This is a genomic window from Halomonas sp. BN3-1, from assembly GCF_003056325.1.
GTDB classification, from domain to species: domain Bacteria; phylum Pseudomonadota; class Gammaproteobacteria; order Pseudomonadales; family Halomonadaceae; genus Halomonas; species Halomonas litopenaei.
In genome coordinates, this window is sequence record NZ_PYVV01000016.1 from 78427 (window position 1) to 93028 (window position 14602).

The window sequence follows — 14602 nt, forward strand, 5'->3', positions numbered from 1 at the left end:
GAGTTGTTGGTGACGCCCGAGGGCGTCTTGTTGAAGTCGTTGAGCCAGGAGGCGCCGGCCGTCGTGGCCGGCGCTTCCCGAACGGTGTCAGATCCTGGCGTTGTGCTTCTCCTCGAGCCACTTGGCCAGCCACTCACGGGTCGCCTCATCGATCGACATGGCGTCTTCCAGGTGGCGCTGGATGACGTCACCGATGACCGGGGTATAGGGGCCGAGCTGGGCTTCTGCGTCCTGCTTGAACTCATCGGTGGCGACGAACTCGCGGGCAGCGTCACGGTAGGCGTCGACCAGCTCCTGAGGGGTGTCCCTGGGCACCATGATCAGCTTCTGCAGGGCGAAGCCAGAGGCGAAGAACTTGCGAAATGCCTCATAGGCAGGCCCGGAGGGCGCCTCGCCGTGACGCGCCTGGTAGACCTCGTTGAAGGTCGGCAGGTCGGGGAAGGCCGGGTCGCGAACAATCTTGCCGTCGTCGTCGAGCAGGCCCAGCGAGAACAGCGGCACTGCCTTGCCGGACTCGACCAGCGGGGTGACGTTGCTCAGGTAGGCCGAGCTGGTCTGGAAATCGATGTCCGCTTCGCCGCGTTCGAAGGCCAGTCGTCCCTCGCCGCGGCTACGCATACCGAACACCGCCTGGACGTCGGCGCCGAGCAGGTCGAGGGCGATCAGCACGGGCAGCTCGAGACCGGTCGGGTTCTGGGCGGCCAGCTTGACCGGCTGGCTGAGCAGGGCATCGATCGCCGCGTCGGCGGTGTCGCCAAGGCTCGGCTGGCCATAAACCACCCCGCCGGTGGGGGTCGCCAGGATCGGCGTCCATTCGCTGTAGTCATAGCGTACGCGGCGATCATCCAGCATCGCCGGGTACTGGGTGGATGCCGATGTGCCGAGCCAGTTTGAACCGTCGGCCTTGGCGCGCATGGCGAACAGATTGGCGCCATTGATCGAGCCGCCTCCCGGGACGTTGTCGATCATGATGGTCGGCTCGCCGGAGATATAGTCGCTGAGCCAGGGTGAAAAGAAGCGCGCCCACACATCGGTGCCGCCGCCGACGCCGAACGGCACGGTCCACTTGATATTGGCGGGTACCTCGACCTCTGCGGCCTGGGCATTGCCGGCGAGGCTGGCGCCTGCGATGGCGATGCCGAGTGCCGCGGCCCTGGTAACGCGGGACAAGGCGAGGCGTGATGCGGTGAACGAGGAAGGTTTACGGGTCTTCATGGCGTGTCTCCTGACGGTCGTTGTGACGATTGTTATGTCGGTTGGGGAGGTGGTGATTGTTATGGCGGTTGTGGTTGTCGGGCGCGGCGGCGCTCGGCGCAGCCGGCAGCGTCCTTGTCGGTGCAGATCAGTCCGGGCCGGGGCGGCTGGAAGACGTGCCGGGCAGAGTAGGGTCGGGCAGGGCGTAGAACAGGGTGCCGCTCATGATCTTTCTGGCGGTGCGGATCAATGAGGCCCGGGCGATATCGCCGGGGTCGCCGTCGCGGTGTTCCACCTGGAGGTCGATGAAGCCCGACGGGTGCTCCAGGCTGACGGCCGCCTTGAGGTCACCGGCCTTGAGTTGCCCTGCATCGATGGCGATGCGATTGGCGACGGTGCCAGGGACGCTGACGGCGCTCGCCACAGCGATGGCACCGGTGACAGCGATCGCCTTGTGACAGCGATGGGGGACAAAGTAGCGGGTGCACAGGGTGCGCTCGGCATCCTCGGCGGGCGAGGCCAGCACTGGCTTCGGTAGCACGCTGTCGCTGACGTCACCAAGCCCCATCAGCTCTCCTGCATGACGACGGATCCTCTCCAGACGCTTGAGCAGGTCGCTGTCGGCGTCCAGCTCGAGCGGCGTCTCGCGGCCACTCAGTCCAAGCTCTCGCGCGTCGATCATGATGATCGGGGTGGCCGCATCCAGGCAGGATACGGTGACACCGTCGATGGTGTCGGCGGCCTGGCCGGTCGGGAGTAGTCCCGACGTCTTGGTTCCGACGATGTCGAGAAAGCTCAGTTGAATGGCGGCGGAACTGCCGGGGACACCGCTGATGCGAGTGTCGCCGTCGTAGCGGACCTGGCCGGCGTCGGTGGGTACGTGGCACTCGATCAGTCGCTGGGTGTTGAGGTTGCGTACCCGCACCAGGGTGTAGTCCGGTTGCGGCTCCACCAGGCCGGACTCGATGGCGTAGGGGCCGACGGCAGACAGCATGTTGCCGCAGTTGGGGTTGAAGTCGACACGGCGGTTGAGCACGTCCACCTGGGCGAACAGGTAGTCCACGTCGGCGTCCGGGTGGCTGGAGCGCTCGACGATGGCCACCTTGCTGGTCAGCGGGTCGCCGCCGCCGATCCCGTCGATCTGCAGGGCGTGGCCGGAGCCCATCAGGCTGATCAGGATTTCCGCCCTGGCGGGCTCGTCGTCGGGGAGGTCGCTCATGCGCAGGAAGGGCCCGCGGGAGGTGCCGCCGCGCATGATCATGCAGGGGATGCTGTTCATCATCGTGATGCCACGCCGTTGTTGGAGGTCGTGGTATCAGCTTGTCAGGCGTCTATTGATGCTTCAAATGCAAAGTTTGGCGTCTATCAATGCGAAATGAGGATTAATGCGCTATGGTTATTAGTCCAAAAGCCTTCATGCAAGAGTGACCCGATGCAGCACCGTCTTGAATTTCTCGATCTGCAGGCCTTCATCCAGGTCGCGGAGCTGGGCTCCTTCCATGAGGCGGCTCAGCGCCTGCACCTGTCGCAGCCTGCGCTGTCACGGCGAATCCAGAAGCTCGAAGAGTTGCTGGAGGTGGGCCTGCTCGAGCGCACCACCCGGCGTACCCGGCTGACGCCGATAGGCGCCGACTTTCTGCCTCGGGCGCGACGGATGATCGAAGAGTACGAGTCCTCGATCCTCGGTATCCGCGAGCTGGCCACCCACCAGACCGGCACCGTGACCATCGCCTGCCTGCCGACCGCTGCCTTCTACTTTCTGCCAAGCGTGATCAGGGGGTTCAGCGAGGCCTGGCCGGGCATCCGTATTCGTATTCTGGATGTCAGCGCCAACGAGGGTCTCGAGAAGGTCATCAGCGGCGAGGCCGACTTCGGCATCAACATGTTCAGCGCCCAGCGGCCCGAGGTGTCTTTCACCCAGTTGATGAGAGACCCCTTCGTCTTGGCGCTGCGCTCCGATCACCCGCTGGCGGCCAGGGAGCAGATCGAGTGGTCAGACCTCGAGCAGGTGCGGCTGATCACCGTCAGTCGCGACAGCGGCAATCGCACCCTGCTGGACAATGCGCTGTCCGCCGAGGGCATCCACCTCAACAGCTTCTACGAAGTACAGCATCTGTCGACCTCGCTGGGGCTGGTGGAGTCGGGCCTGGGAGTGGCGATTCTGCCGCGCATGACCATGCCGGGCCCGGATCACGAGATCCTGTGTTCGCGGGAGCTGCCGGAGCCACGCATCCAGCGCACCATCGGCCTGGTACGCAGCAACGTGCACAGTATCTCGGGCACCGCCCAGCTGTTTATCGATCTGCTGCTGGAACAGTGGAAGCATTCGTAGGCGCAGCGAACCGCATAGCCATCTATCGCCGATTCAGTATGGATTCAGGTTCTTGCGCTACAAACAGAGGGACACACCCAAAACGGAAGGATGACGTCATGCGCAGCACACTGATGGTGGTCGCTCTTGGCCTATTGTCGACCCAGGCATTGGCAGGTCCCGGCCACGCTCAATCGGACGCCATGGACCCCGATCAGGCGGATCGCACCATCGCCGTCGAGGCCGGCGATATCTGGTTCGACCCGGAAAGCTTGAGCGTTGCCCCCGGGGAGGTGGTGGCCTTCGAGGTCACCAACAGCGGTCAGCTCGAGCATGAGTTCGTGATCGGCTCCGCCGAGGCTCAGAACGAACACCGCAAGATGATGCGTGAGATGGCCTCGGGAGGAGGGCATGGCATGCAAGGTGACGGCCACGACATGAGTCAGATGCAAGGCGCCATGGACATGCCGGCGGTGACTCTGGCGCCGGGAGAGACCAGGACGCTTGTCTGGCAGGCGCCGGAGCAGGGGGCATCGCTGACCTTCGCCTGCAATGTACCCGGACATTTTGAAGCGGGCATGCATGGCACCCTGAGTGTGGGAGAATAGGCGGCAAGCCTGGGACGGGGCCACCCCGTCCGGCTCGAGTGAGGCGTGGCATGCCTGGGCCCGCTGGCAGGGAGATGATGGTGATGAAGCTGTTGCTGGTCGAGGACGATGACCTGCTCTGCGAGAGTCTGAAGGATACGCTGGATGATCATGGCTATCGCGTCGACGTTGCCGAGCGACTGAGCGTGGCAAAGGCGCTGTTGCACAGCGAAGAGTATGCACTGATGATCCTGGATATCGGCCTGCCCGATGGTTCGGGGCTCGACTGGCTCGAATTCCAGCGTGAACACGGCCTAGGCCTCCCGGTGCTGATCCTGACGGCTCGCGATGCCTGGCAGGACAAGGTGGACGGCCTTCGTCGGGGGGCTGATGACTACCTCACCAAGCCCTTTCACGAACAGGAACTGCTGGCGCGGATACAGGCGTTGCTGCGGCGGCGTACCGAATTGACGGCGCGGCTGATCGTCAATGGCATCCGCCTTGACGAGGAGCAGCGCCAGGTCAGTTGCGCGGGAGGCCCATGGCAGACGCTTACCGCCACCGAGTTCTGCCTGCTGCGCTACCTGATGCACCACCCTGACCGGGTGCACTCCAAGACGAAGCTGCTCGATCAGCTCTACGCCCTGGAGCAGGATGCCCCGGCGCCCAACCTGGTGGAGGTCTATATCGCGCGCCTGAGGCGTCTGCTGGGCAAGCATGTCATCCAGACCCGCCGAGGCCAGGGGTACGTGCTTGTTTCGCATTAGACGCAATAGTCTCCGTCTGCGCCTGCTGGTCAGCCTCGGGGCGGTGTCCCTGCTGGTCATGGGATTGACCTGGTTCATGCATGGCCTGCTGCTGCGCGAGACCGCGCGGGACTTTCTGGGTGACCGACTGCGTCAGGAGGCGGAGTATCGCCTGGCGCAACTGCGTCAAGCCGCAGACCCGGTACCGGCCCCCACCTTGCCCTCGAGCCTGTCGGCCGAGGTCTTTCATCACCTGTACGTGCTCAAGCGCGGCGAGCTCGTCACCACCTCCCATCCGAGCTGGTTGTCGGCGCTGACGCCCCACCTGGATGGGCCTGACAGGTCGCTGCTGGATGTACACCTGGAGGGACGTCACCTGCTGGTGTTGAGGCGAACCTTTACGGTGGACGGCAGGCCTGGGGTGCTGCTCATCGGAGAATCCTTCGACAGCGTCGAGGAAGGCCTTGCGGCCCTGCACTGGTGGATTGGCGCCATCGCAGGTCTGGTGCTGCTGGCTCTTTCGCTGCTTAACGGGTTGGCGGTCAATGCCGCCCTGCGGCCACTGGATCTGTTGCAGCGCCAGCTGGCCGAGCTGCGAAGTGGTCAGCGACAGCGTCTCAGAATGAAGGTGCCGCAGGAGTTCCGCCCTCTGGTCTCGCAGCTCAACCGTCTGATGGACAGCCAGGAGCGCCGATTGGTGCGTTCGCGTAACGCCGTTGCAGACCTGTCCCATGCGCTCAAGACCCCTCTGACAGCGGTGATGCAGGCGCTGCGCAGCAAGCGTGAGCTTGATAAATCCCGCCGTGAGCGTCTGCTGGAGCGGTTGACGCTGATGCAGGAGTTGATGGAATCCCATCTGCGTCAGGCGCGTCTGGCGGGCCCCGGTGGCGGCCAGCACACCCGGGTCAAGCGGGAATTTGACCAGCTTTTCGACATGTTTCGAAGCCTCTACCCCGACAAGCGCTTCGTCATGGCGCTCGGGGACGCCGAGGATGCCTGCATCGAGATGGAGCGACAGGACTTCCTGGAAATGATCGGCATCGTGCTCGACAACGCGGGCAAGTGGGCCAACCAGTCGGTGTGGCTCGCGCTGACGTTGGGGCGATGTCTAGAGCTGAAGATCCAGGATGATGGCCCCGGAGTGGCGGCGGAGTTGCTGCCGTTGTTGGGCCGGCGAGGGCAGAGGCTGGATGAAGGGCGGCCAGGCAACGGCATTGGCCTGTCGATTCTGCTTGAACTGGTCGAGCAGTACCGGGGAGAGGTCGGCTTTCGGGCGGCGCCCAGCGGTGGACTCGAGGTGACCATCCGCTTGCCGTTGGCGCTGGCGTCAACCTCCGAGAGAGAGGCCGTGCGTTAAGGATTCAGCTGGCTTTCAGCTTGGCGATGGAAGATGGCAGAAGTTCATCGCACAGGAAGACAGCACCCATGTCGACGACACTTCTGCCGCCACATCGGCTATCACGACGAGGATTCATCAAGGGAAGCGCGGCCCTGGGAATCGGCACCGCCGCCCTCGGTCTGGCGCCTGCCTGGGCCAACCCCTGGGGGCAGACCTCGAGTTACCCCAAGGGAGTGGAAAGCGGTCCGGATATCTCGCTGGCCATTCGTCGCCAGAGCGTGCCCATCGCTGGCCAGTCTGCACGGCCGATTACCCTCAACGGCACCAGCCCTGGCCCCCTGATCCGGCTCAAGGAAGGGCAGGACGTGACGCTGCGGGTGACCAATCTGCTGGACGAGCCCACCTCGATTCACTGGCACGGCATTCTCCTGCCGCCTGAGATGGATGGCGTCCCCGGCGTGAGCTTTGCCGGCATCATGCCGGGCGAAACCTTTACCTACCGCTTTCCCCTCCGTCAAAGCGGCACCTACTGGTACCACAGCCACTCAGGACTGCAGGAGCAGATTGGCCATGTGGGCCCCCTGGTCATCGACGCCGAACAGCGCGAACCCTTTCGCTATGACCGCGAGCACGTGCTGCTGCTGACCGACTGGAGTTTCGAGGACCCCTCGACCATCTTCCACAACCTGAAGACCGGGGAGGGGTACTACAACTTCCAGGAGCGCACCCTGGGAGACTTCATCGCCGATGTGGACCGTCAGGGGCTCGCCTCCACCTGGGAAGCGCGTGCCATGTGGGGCCGGATGCGCATGAGCTCCCGTGATATCGCCGATGTTACCGGCGCCACCTACACCTATCTGCTCAACGGTCATTCACCCGATGACAATTGGACTGCCCTGTTTCGCCCCGGCGAGACGCAGCGGCTACGTGTCATCAATGGCTCCGCCATGAGCTACTTCGACGTGCGGATTCCGGGGCTCGAAATGACGGTGGTGGCGGCCGACGGCCAGCCGGTTCGGCCCGTGCCCGTCGAGGAGTTCCGCATCGGGGTGGCGGAAACCTATGACGTTCTGGTGACGCCGAAAGACGATGTGGCCTACACCATCTTTGCCGAGTCCATGGACCGAAGCGGCTTTGCCAGGGGGACCCTGGCGCCGCGTATGGGGATGGTGGCGCCGCTGCCGGAACGCCGACGTATTGCCGATCGAGGAATGGAGGCCATGGGAGCCCACGAGGGCATGGATCACGGCTCGATGGCCGGTATGGATCACTCGAGCATGGCGGGCATGGATCACGGCTCGATGGCCGGTATGGATCACTCGAGCATGACGGGCATGGATCATGGCTCGATGGCCGGTATGGATCACTCGAACATGGGCGGCATGGATCATGGCTCGATGACCGGTATGGACCACTCGAGCATGGCGGGAATGGATCACGCTCAGATGGACAGTACGGAGAGCGCCACTGGTACAGCCATGCTACCGGTGGGCGTGGCGCAGCCTGGCTCCCGCCTCGATCAGCCTGGAATCGGCCTGGATGCCCGCGAGCGTCGTGTGCTGGTGTATCAGGACTTGAAGGCCATCGCGCCATGGCCTGACCGTCGTCCTCCTGGTCGCGAACTCGAGCTTCATCTGACCGGTAACATGGAACGCTACATGTGGTCCTTCGACGGCAAGAAATTCAGTGAGGTCTCGGGGCCGATCCACTTCGACAAGGGCGAGCGTCTGCGCCTCATCCTGGTCAATCGCACCATGATGGAGCACCCGATCCACCTGCACGGCATGTGGATGGAGCTGGAGAATGGTGCCGGCGAGCTGATTCCGCGCAAGCACACCCTGAACGTCAAGCCTGGCGAGCGCCTTTCTGCACTGATCACGGCGGATGCCGAGGGCAGCTGGGCGTTCCACTGCCACCTTCTTTATCACATGGACGCCGGCATGTTCCGCGTCGTCAAGGTTGCCTGAGGAGAGATGACGCATGGAAATTCGTGTGGGCCGTATTTGCCTGGCAGCGCTATCGGGCCTTGGGTTGTCGTCGCTGGCGCTGGCTGAGGATGGCTACGACGCGCCAGATCACTGGCCGTCGCCGATGCAGGAACATCTGCGTGGCTCGGTGCTGGTCGACCGTCTGGAATACGTCTGGCCGTCTGAAGACAGCGAGGCAGTAACCTGGGATTTTCAGGCCTGGTACGGAGGCGACGTTCATCGCGTCTACCTGAAGGGGGAAGGGGATAACACCCAAGGGGATGGCGAAGATGCGGAATTTGAATCACTGGATCTGCTGTATAGCCGACTGATCGCCGACTTCTGGGAGCTACAGGGAGGGCTTGGCTACCAGGGCGGGCTTGGCAGCGATGACCATCCCGAGCGCTATTTCGGCGTGATCAGTCTGCAGGGGCTGGCGCCCTACCGGTTGGAAACCGAGCTGGATCTTCGTGTCAGTGACGATGGTGACACCTCCTTGAGTCTGGAGCAGGAATATGATCTGCGACTGACCCAGCGGCTTTATCTGCAGCCTCGCCTGGAAATGGAAGTGGCGTTCGATGATGCCGAGGAGTTCGGTGTAGGGGAGGGATTCAATTCCTTGCGCACCGGCCTGCGCCTTCGCTATGAGCTACATCGCAAGTTCGCGCCCTATATCGGCGCCTATTGGCAGAAACTTTATGGTGATACTGCCGATATGGCGCGTGATGAAGGCGATCAAGTGGAGGACACCGCAGTGGTTGCCGGGCTGCGCGTCTGGTTTTGATGCCTCTGCGCCTACGGTTGCCATTCAGGCCGCTGGCGGGATCTGCTTCACTACGCCGTTTTTCAATGTTTCAGCGTAGATTAAGCCAGATGACACATCATGAAGGTGCCAACATTCAAAGGAGGTAATCGTTATGAAATTGTGGCAACACATGATGGGTGTAGCTGTCCTCGTGGGCGTTTCTCTACCGGTATGGGCTGCGCAGGGCCATTCGCAGGAAGCCGAAATCTTGCGGCAAGGTGTGTCTGCCACCCAACAGCTTCGTGGTGCACCCGTGCGTTACCGGTTGCCGATCGAAGAGGAAGGAATGATCGTCGTCAGCAGTGAACATCTTGCCAGCGACTCGAGTCAGTCGATGAGTATCGAGGGAAGGCTGTATTCCCCCGCGGGGCAGCTGGTGGCCAGCGACGCGGACAACAACGGCCACTTCCTGCTGGAGGAGCCTGTCACTCCCGGAAACTATGAGCTTGAAGTGCGAGGCAGTGTGCTTGGCAGCGCCAATGAAAACAGTGGTCGCTACAGTCTGCATGTCGGCTTCGAATAAACGTTGCATCGTGCCAGAGAAAACCCGCCAGGCAATACCTGGCGGGTTTTTGCTACGCGTCTGGAACGGCCAGATCAGGCGCGCTCTACATCAGAAGTGCCTTGGCCGGCATCCACAGGCCCATCAGCAGCATGATCAGGTTCTCGCTCAGGGAAACGAAGCCCAGGGGAACGTTGCTGTTGCCGCCGACGCAGGCGCACTTGAGTTCGCGCTTGTCGATGTAGACCGCCTTGAACACCGAAATGGCCCCCACGGTACCGATGAACAGGGCCACAGGCGCGGCGATCCAGATCAGGCTGCCTGCCAGCATCAGTATGCCGGCCAGTGTTTCGGCGTAGGGGTAGATGTAGCCGTAGCGTACATCGCGTTGGGCCAGCAGGTCGTAGTTCAGGAACATGGTGCTGAAGCTTTCCACGTCCTGCAGTTTCTGCAGGCCCAGCAGAACCATGGCCGAGGCGACGGCGAACTCGATGGTGCGCACTGAGACCAGCGACTGGCCGGACACCCAGCCCACCGCCAGGCCGATCAGCAGGGCCGTGGCGAAGATGGCGATGACAGGACGGTAGCTGACTTCCTTGTCGCCGGGCACGCTCATGCCGAGGTAGCGGCGCAGTTCCTCGTAGCCGCCGATGCGCTCGTCGCCGATGTACACCTGGGGTGTGGTGTCCACGTCGGCTTCCTGCTTGAAGCGGTCGATGGCTTCACGTGATGTCAGGGTGTGGTCGTCGACCTGGTAGCCCTTGCGCTTGAGCAGCGACAAGGTCTTGAGGCCGAAGGGGCAGAGGTGCTCCGCGGTCTTCATACGATAGAGGCGGGCAGTGCTGGATGAGGCCCGCTGCGCCGGGCTTGCTGTGTTCGTGCTCATTTCCTCTCCCTGTGGTGGTTGAGAAAAGCCCAGACAGGCCAGGGTGGTGGCCCCTGAAGCTTCCGTCACTACTATGCAAGTTCGAGCATCTTCACCACAGACTAAAACCCTTGTGCAGCACAAGGGTCAAGGCGATAAGGACGTCTGCTGGTCAGTCCTGGACAACCTGCGCAGGGGGATCCAGTTGGCGGGATATATCGGCTCGGGACCGGGCGATAGCGCGATCGACGAGCGTGGGGGTGATGGCGTTGATCAGCGCGAACAGGCGCTCCTTGCCGCCGAGGACGGCGCGACGCTGGCCTCTTGTCAGCTGCTTGATGATGGCATCTGCCACGCGCTCGGGGCTGTCCACGGTATTGCCCAGGGCCTCGTTCATGGCCTCGGCGTCGGGGCCGTTCATGGCGGTCCGGGTGGCGCGGGGGGCCAGGTACTGCACCTGGACCGAGGTGTCTTCGAGTTCCCGGGACAGCGCTTCGGCGAAGCCCTTGAGGCCGGCCTTGCTGGCGCAGTAGGCGACATAGCCCGGGTGGCCGATATGCCCCAGCAGTGAGCCCACGAACAGCAGGTTAGCGCTGGGTTGGCCGAGAAACAAAGGCAGCAGGGCCTGGGTCAGCAGCAGGGTCGAGCTCAGATTGGTATCGAGCACCCGGATGACGTCGTCTGGCGAGGTTTCGCGAAACCAGCCGAGATGATTGATGCCGGCCAGGTGGACCAGCGTCGAAGGGCGCTGCTCGGGTGCTGCCTGACTTAGCTGGTCGAGTAGCCGCTGGCGGCCCATCGCGGTGGTCAGATCGACGCCAGCGACGAGGGTGTGTCTCGAGGCAGCCTTGCCAAGCTCGCCCGCCAGGGCGCTGAGCTTGCCCTCATCACGCCCTGCCAGCCACAGGCTGGCGCCTTCGGCGTCAAGCCGCTTCACCAGCGCCGAGCCGATGCCGCCAGTGGCGCCGGTCACCAGAATCCTGCGCTCGCTCAGTGATGGCATGAGTTTGCCTCCAGCGCTTCGTCCGTCCAGTGCTCGGCGTCTCGCAGGGCGGCGTCATGGACCGCGCCATAGAGGCGATAGAAGGCGCGGGCCGAATGGACGATCTGGGCCTGCTCCTCGGTGTCGGTGATGGTGTCCATCAGTTCGGCGAAGAAGGCCATATGGGAGATGTCCAGTTCGCCGTGGGAAAACAGGTAGTGGAAGGCGTCATCGGTCAGGCCCAGACTATCGCGGATGGCCCTGCCGGCGGCGCTGGCCGCCGAGGTGCTGGTACCCTCGAGCACCAGTACCATGCCGAACATGGCCAGCGGATGGCGCCGTCTGATGCTGTCGTAGGCGTAGGACACCATCCATTCCGTCTCGAACAGCGGTGGGCGTGAACGCGCGTGGTGCCGATCGACGCCGGTGGACTCGAGGTCATCGAGTATCCAATGTTCGTGGCCCTTTTCCTCGTCGATGTACTCGGCGATGGCCATGCGCAGGTTGTCGCGCAGCACGAAGTTCGGAGCGGACAACTCGGCGCCGCAGGCCATCATCAGTGAGACGGTGTGACGCACATGGTGATAGGCCTGGGCGAGAAAGGCGCGATATTCGGGCAGCGTGATCTTGCCGCCCTGGGCGCGCCCGATCAGTTCCCCTCCCATCAAGGCTTGGCGTTCGTCTTCGGTGGCAGCGAGCAGGTGGCGGTAGAAACCGTCGGGCTTGCCGTTGTCGACAGGTGGCGAGGTGACGATCGGGGTATCGGTCAGCGTGTTCATGGGGGTGGGGGTTCCTGTGGGTATGAAGGGAGGCCGTCGGCGGCGGAGGAAAGCGCTGCTGACACCTGCTCATGGCCGGGGAAGGTTCTGGCGACAAGCCGCTCGATGTCGCAGCGACGGCGGAGCTGAATGCTGGCCCGGCGCAGGCGTCCGTTGGCGGTCAGTTCGTTGCTGGCGATCGAAAGCGGCTCGGCGACGCCTGGCAGTTGCCGCATCAACGACTGCCAGCCGCGGACCCTGGCGTAGTCGGGCAGGCGCTGATTGAGCGCGGTGATGTGGGCTTCCAGGCGGGGGGGCTGGATAGCGGCTGAAGGACTAAGGAGCGCCAGCACCCCCGGCAAGCCTTCGCCGAAGACGAAGGCACGATCGATACCGTCGATGAGCTCGAGCTCCGCCTCGAGCCACTCGGGACAGAGATTGCGTCCGTTCGACAGGATGATGACGTTGCGCTGACGCCCGTCCAGGCGCCAATGACCGTCCGCCAGGCGGTGACCGAGATCTCCGCTGGGCCAGGGCATCTCGGGTGACGGAACCTGATGATCGGACGCCAGATAGCCCAGCATGCGACGACCGTGGACCAGCAGTTGCCCCTGCTCATCGGTGCTTAGGCGCAATCCCTTGAGGGGGCACCCGACACGGCCATCCTGGGGCTCGTCCGGGCGGCTTAGACAGACCACCGAGCCCATCTCGGACATGCCGTAGCCTTGGGCGACAGGGAGTCCCAACTGGGTTGCCTGTTCGAGCAGGCGGCGGGGCACCTGGCCCCCGCCCACGGCGACTAGCGACAACACCTGTTGCCAACCGTTTGCCGCAGAATGATGTGAGGCCAGGTGAGTTAGCGCCTTGAGCAGCGCCGGTACCAGAATCAGGCTGTCGGGTCGGCGCTTGGCCAGCCAGCGTTGCCACTGGTCGGGGTCTAGCGTACCGCTGCCATGGAGCCCGGCAAGATCGGGCGTATCGATAACGATCGCGGCTCCCCGCCAGAGCGCGAAGAGTGCGCCGGCCAGATGTTCGAGCAGCACCGCCATGGGCAGCACCACGCCGTGACGATGGAGGGGAACACCTGCAAGGCGCTGTTCCAGCCCTTCGATGACCGACTCGAGATGAGGCCCGGACAGGCAGACCCCCTTGGGGGTGCCGGTGGTACCGGAGGTAAAGGTGATCAGTCGCGTTCCGTCCGGCAGTGGTGCGGGTGTCGAGGGGCGCCGGAACAAGGCGATGGACAGGCCGGCCGGAGCGTCGAGTGGCTGGCGCTTGAAGTCGTTTGCGCAGTCGGAGGGCAGCCAGGCGTCCAGCGGGCTGTCCTGCGCGATCAGAAGCCCGTCCAGCCCGGTGGTATCGAGCAGGTGGTTGAGCTGTTGTTCGCTGAAAAATGCAGGTATCGGGGTGATCGGCAGGCCAGCCCGCCAGGCAGCGAGCTGGGCGACCAGCCAGCCAGGAGAGTTGTGACCCAGCAGGCCCAGGTGGGAAACGCCCGACTGCTCGAGTTGGTGCGCGACAGCGTCGGTGGCGGCCTCCAGTTGCCGGGCGGTAAGTCGGATGTCGGCGCCATCCGGGGATTGCCCGATCAGGCTCTCCGCATCCGGCGACAGCCTCGCCCTTTGGCGCAGGCGCTGGTGTAGCCTATCCATGGGGCATGTCCCCGGCCGCGGAGCAGGCGTGGACATGGGGTAGCCCCGGTACGGGATCTGCCGCCTCCGGGGCAAGCTGTGCTGCGCCGGCGAGAAGCAAAGCGCCGAGCGGGGTGGCGCGCATGCTGTTGGCCACCTCGAGGGGGCGAATCACCACGACCCTGGGGTCCCGCTCGTAATACCGTCCCCAGTCCACAGGGTTGTCCAGGCAGTGGCGATGGGCGCGACCGATCGTGTGCATCTCGATGCCGAGCCGGGCGAGGCCGTTGCGCACGTCCCTGGACGCGGTCACCACCAGCCAGTCGATACCCAGTCGCTCGAGCACCACCACCAGCGACAGCATCAGCCGTCGGCCGGCGCCTGGCGATGCGCTGGCCAGGGCGCCGACCTCCATGACCTGGTGGCGCGGCGGCGCAAGGTCGCAGAGGCCACGAGTGGCGAGCACCATCTCGACAGGTGCCTCGAGGTAGTGTTCCACCATGAGAGGGCCTTCATCGGCACGCCTGAGCCCCGTGGTGGCGACCAGCGCGCCATGGGGGTCTCGCAGTGTCAGCAAGCGCTGGTAGGGGTTGCTGATGGAGGCATTGTGATGGAGACGATAGACGTCGGAGATGAAGGCGTTTGCCTCACCCAGCCGCTCCGGGGACGCCCAGCACAGGCCGGAGGGCATGTTCGGCTCGGGAGCATCCGTGTGGGCTGTCGTCTTCGAGGCCGATGCTGCGATTGCCGGGGCCATGTCATCGCGTCCTTGAAAGAGGAGTTGATGGCAAGGCTAGGCTGCCTAGCTTAGCGAAAACTTAACGTTCGCAGATGACTAACCTGTAGCGCGCACAGGTGGCCTGAGTGGACGCAAGAGATGGTGCTAGGCTGATCCTGCAGGGTCCGGTAAAGGAG

The 14602-nt window shown here is 63.8% G+C and carries 14 protein-coding genes; 7 read left to right on the plus strand and 7 right to left on the minus strand.

Features of this window, described 5'->3' with window-relative positions; all coding sequences use genetic code 11:
• Positions 1 to 87: 87 nt before the first annotated feature.
• Entirely contained in the window at positions 88 to 1215 is a 1128-nt protein-coding gene (locus C9F12_RS19270) for a tricarboxylate transporter (RefSeq protein ID WP_108131723.1), read from the minus strand.
• 127 nt (positions 1216 to 1342) lie between these two features.
• Positions 1343 to 2476 carry a 4-oxalomesaconate tautomerase gene (locus tag C9F12_RS19275; RefSeq protein ID WP_108131724.1) on the minus strand — a complete coding sequence of 378 codons (1134 nt, stop codon included), beginning with the start codon at positions 2474 to 2476 and terminating at the stop codon, positions 1343 to 1345.
• A 150-nt stretch (positions 2477 to 2626) separates the two neighbouring features.
• On the opposite strand from C9F12_RS19275, the gene C9F12_RS19280 reads away from it, so the two are divergent.
• The 7 genes from C9F12_RS19280 to C9F12_RS22665 all read left to right on the plus strand — a co-directional run bounded on the left by C9F12_RS19280 (position 2627) and on the right by C9F12_RS22665 (position 9472).
• The gene (locus C9F12_RS19280) at positions 2627 to 3526 is read left to right on the plus strand and encodes a LysR family transcriptional regulator (RefSeq protein ID WP_045994126.1); all 900 of its coding nucleotides are present in this window, start codon (positions 2627 to 2629) and stop codon (positions 3524 to 3526) included.
• A 98-nt stretch (positions 3527 to 3624) separates the two neighbouring features.
• On the plus strand, positions 3625 to 4113 hold the full coding sequence (locus tag C9F12_RS19285; RefSeq protein WP_045994127.1) for a plastocyanin/azurin family copper-binding protein: 489 nt from the start codon (positions 3625 to 3627) through the stop codon (positions 4111 to 4113).
• Between the two features lie 50 nt (positions 4114 to 4163).
• Positions 4164 to 4859: a response regulator transcription factor gene (locus C9F12_RS19290; protein ID WP_240184300.1), complete on the plus strand. Its 696-nt coding sequence runs from the start codon at positions 4164 to 4166 to the stop codon at positions 4857 to 4859.
• Positions 4846 to 6195, plus strand: a complete 1350-nt coding sequence (locus C9F12_RS19295) for an ATP-binding protein (protein ID WP_240184301.1) — start codon at positions 4846 to 4848, stop codon at positions 6193 to 6195. The genes C9F12_RS19290 and C9F12_RS19295 overlap by 14 nt, the downstream gene beginning before the upstream one ends.
• Positions 6196 to 6263: 68 nt before the next feature.
• On the plus strand, positions 6264 to 8144 hold the full coding sequence (locus C9F12_RS19300) for a copper resistance system multicopper oxidase (protein WP_108449901.1): 1881 nt from the start codon (positions 6264 to 6266) through the stop codon (positions 8142 to 8144).
• 13 nt (positions 8145 to 8157) lie between these two features.
• The gene (locus C9F12_RS19305; RefSeq protein ID WP_108449902.1) at positions 8158 to 8928 is read left to right on the plus strand and encodes a copper resistance protein B; all 771 of its coding nucleotides are present in this window, start codon (positions 8158 to 8160) and stop codon (positions 8926 to 8928) included.
• 133 nt (positions 8929 to 9061) lie between these two features.
• Positions 9062 to 9472, plus strand: a complete 411-nt coding sequence (locus tag C9F12_RS22665; RefSeq protein WP_124802262.1) for a hypothetical protein — start codon at positions 9062 to 9064, stop codon at positions 9470 to 9472.
• Between the two features lie 85 nt (positions 9473 to 9557).
• Here the strand turns inward: C9F12_RS22665 and C9F12_RS19315 are convergent, their stop codons facing one another.
• From C9F12_RS19315 to C9F12_RS19335, 5 genes are all read right to left on the minus strand, one after another.
• On the minus strand, positions 9558 to 10337 hold the full coding sequence (locus C9F12_RS19315; RefSeq protein WP_205254735.1) for a glutaredoxin: 780 nt from the start codon (positions 10335 to 10337) through the stop codon (positions 9558 to 9560).
• Positions 10338 to 10488: 151 nt separating this feature from the next.
• On the minus strand, positions 10489 to 11319 hold the full coding sequence (locus tag C9F12_RS19320; RefSeq protein WP_108449903.1) for an SDR family oxidoreductase: 831 nt from the start codon (positions 11317 to 11319) through the stop codon (positions 10489 to 10491).
• Positions 11307 to 12077 carry an iron-containing redox enzyme family protein gene (locus tag C9F12_RS19325; RefSeq protein WP_108131729.1) on the minus strand — a complete coding sequence of 257 codons (771 nt, stop codon included), beginning with the start codon at positions 12075 to 12077 and terminating at the stop codon, positions 11307 to 11309. The genes C9F12_RS19320 and C9F12_RS19325 overlap by 13 nt, the downstream gene beginning before the upstream one ends.
• Complete coding sequence (locus tag C9F12_RS19330; protein WP_162816534.1) at positions 12074 to 13708, minus strand: AMP-binding protein; 1635 nt, start codon at positions 13706 to 13708, stop codon at positions 12074 to 12076. The genes C9F12_RS19325 and C9F12_RS19330 overlap by 4 nt, the downstream gene beginning before the upstream one ends.
• Positions 13701 to 14444: a thermostable hemolysin gene (locus tag C9F12_RS19335; protein WP_108449905.1), complete on the minus strand. Its 744-nt coding sequence runs from the start codon at positions 14442 to 14444 to the stop codon at positions 13701 to 13703. The genes C9F12_RS19330 and C9F12_RS19335 overlap by 8 nt, the downstream gene beginning before the upstream one ends.
• Between the last annotated feature and the right edge of the window lie 158 nt (positions 14445 to 14602).